Source organism: Pseudoduganella buxea (assembly GCF_009720835.1).
Lineage (GTDB): Bacteria > Pseudomonadota > Gammaproteobacteria > Burkholderiales > Burkholderiaceae_D > Rugamonas > Rugamonas buxea.
Genome location: NZ_WNKZ01000194.1, coordinates 1 through 2,088 on the forward strand (window position 1 = coordinate 1; position 2,088 = coordinate 2,088).

3 protein-coding genes are annotated in these 2,088 nt (G+C 74.0%); all 3 read left to right on the forward strand.

Features of this window, described 5'->3' with window-relative positions; all coding sequences use genetic code 11:
* The coding region (locus tag GM672_RS27465) for a type VI secretion system baseplate subunit TssK (protein WP_155473666.1) at positions 1–652 on the forward strand (652 nt) is incomplete at its 5' end.
* Positions 639–1,418, forward strand: a complete 780-nt coding sequence (locus tag GM672_RS27470) for a DotU family type IV/VI secretion system protein (RefSeq protein WP_170300282.1) — start codon at positions 639–641, stop codon at positions 1,416–1,418. The genes GM672_RS27465 and GM672_RS27470, both read left to right, overlap by 14 nt.
* Before the next feature lie 2 nt (positions 1,419–1,420).
* Positions 1,421–2,088, forward strand: a 668-nt coding sequence (locus tag GM672_RS27475) for a type VI secretion protein IcmF/TssM N-terminal domain-containing protein (RefSeq protein ID WP_229417984.1), incomplete at its 3' end; no start/stop codon positions are given.

A 2,088-nucleotide genomic window follows, 5' to 3' on the forward strand; every position in this document is an offset into this window, starting at 1 on the left:
GCCCGTCTTGGCGGCGCGGCTGTTCGAACTGGAAGCGCTCTACCTGGACGGCACGGCCCACCCGCAGGCGCTGTTCGCGCAGCTGGCCGGCCTGCTGGGGGCGCTGGCGGCGGGCATCGGCCAGGCCGCGCTGCCGCCCGTGCCGCCGTTCGACTACCGCGACCTGGGCAGCTCCTTCGATACCTTGCTGGCCCAGCTCGAAGCGCTGCGCGAGCGCCTGGCGCCGGACTTCGACTGGGCCCCGTTCGTCGCCCTGGGCCGGCATGAGTTCGAGATCGCGGCGGGCTTCCTCGATGCCGCGCCGCCGTACGTGATCGCGCTGCACAAGCCGGCCCGGGCCAGCGACGAGGACATGGCACGCTGGCTCGACGAAGCCCTGGTCTGCTCGGTCGGCAAGGGCGCCGGCCCGCAGCGGCGGCGCACGCGCGGCATCGGCACCACGCAGCTGAGCGCCGACGCGGCCCGGCGCATGGGCGGCGACAGCAGCCGCACGCTGTTCCAGCTCGTCGTCGGCGGCGACGCGGCCGAATACTTCGACCCGGCCCTGCCGCTGCGCATCGGCGGCCAGGGCGGCAGCGCCGAAGGCTATGTCGAGCCGCTCGGCATCGAGCTGCTGCTGCGCCGCGAGGACAGGGCCCATGCGCAGCGCTGACGCCACTGCCACGCCGGTCTGGGCGCTGGACGCCAACCCGCTGGGCCTCGTGTTCCGCGAGGCCTACCAGGCCGTGCGCGAGCTGCTCGACGCCCAGCCGCGCGCCATCGCCGGTGCCGTCAGCGACGAGCAGGCCAACCAGGCCGCCGTGCAGTTCGGTGCCGCGCTGTGGGACATCCACCTGGCGCTGGCCCGGCGCAGCGCGCTGCGTCACGTGGCCGGTTCGGCCGACCAGTCCGAGGCCCTGCAATACGCCTTTGCCGTGCTGGTGGACGAAACGCTGCTGAACGAGAACTGGGCCGGACGCGGCGCATGGTCCGAACACCTGCTGGAATGGCGCGTCTTCAAGACCCGCAGCGGCGGCACGCGCCTGTTCGAACGGATGGACGCGGCCGCGCGCAGCGGCGAGCGTGCCAGCCGCGAGATCGGCGAAATCTACCTGTACTGCCTGACCCTTGGCTTCGCCGGGCGCCTGCGCGACCGCCCGGACGGCGCCGCCGAGCTGGCGCAGCGCCGCGCCGCGCTGTTCGCCTGGCTGTATCCGGACCAGCCGTCGCTGGACGATCCGGCTTTCGTGCTGGCCCAGGCGCGCGAGGAAAACCTGGCGCGTGCCGAGCCGCACCAGCGCAGCCTGGCCGGACGCCTGCGCGTCTACCTGGTTGCCTCAAGCCTGCTGGCCGTGCCGCTGCTGCTGTCGCTCGTGCTGTGGCTCTACCTGCGGGCCGATCTGGCCGGGGTACTGCGCAATCTGCCGGGGAGTGCCTGAGCATGGGCCCGACCTTGGCGCAGGGCTTGTTGCTCGTGCTGCTGGTGCTGCTGGCGGTGCTGGTGCTGGGCGGCCTGTGGCTGTGGCGGCGCCGACGCGCCGCACCGGCCGCCACCTCCACTACCTCCGCCACGCAGCCGGTGGCGCCATTGAAGCGGACCGTTTTCGATGCCGCGCTGCGCGCGCTGTACCCGCGCGATGCCGACTACCGGTACGAACGGCCCTGCGTGCTGGTGTGCGGCCCGGCCGGCGGCGGCAAGAGCGAACTGCTGCGCGGCGCCGGTCTCGAGCCGGTCGTGGTGGCGGGCGGCATCGACAGCGGCTGGTGGCGCGGCACCGAAGGCTGCGCCTTCGAACTGCCTGCCGCCGCCTGGGCCGCCGATGGCGCGCCGTGGACGGATTTCCTGCGCCTGCTGGACCGGCGCCGCGGCCTGCGCGCGCTGGACGCCGTCGTGTGGGTGATGCCGCTGGCCGCGCTGGACCGGGACAGTGCCGACGGCGACAGGATGTACCGCAAGCTGGACGACATCCAGCAGCGCCTCGGGCTGGCGCTGCCCGTGTACGTGGCCGTCAGCGGCTGCGACGGCTGCGAAGGCTTCGGCCAGTGGGCCGCGCGCCTGCCCGCCGCCCTGCGGGGCCAGTCGCTGGGCTGGGCCAACCCGGCCGCGCT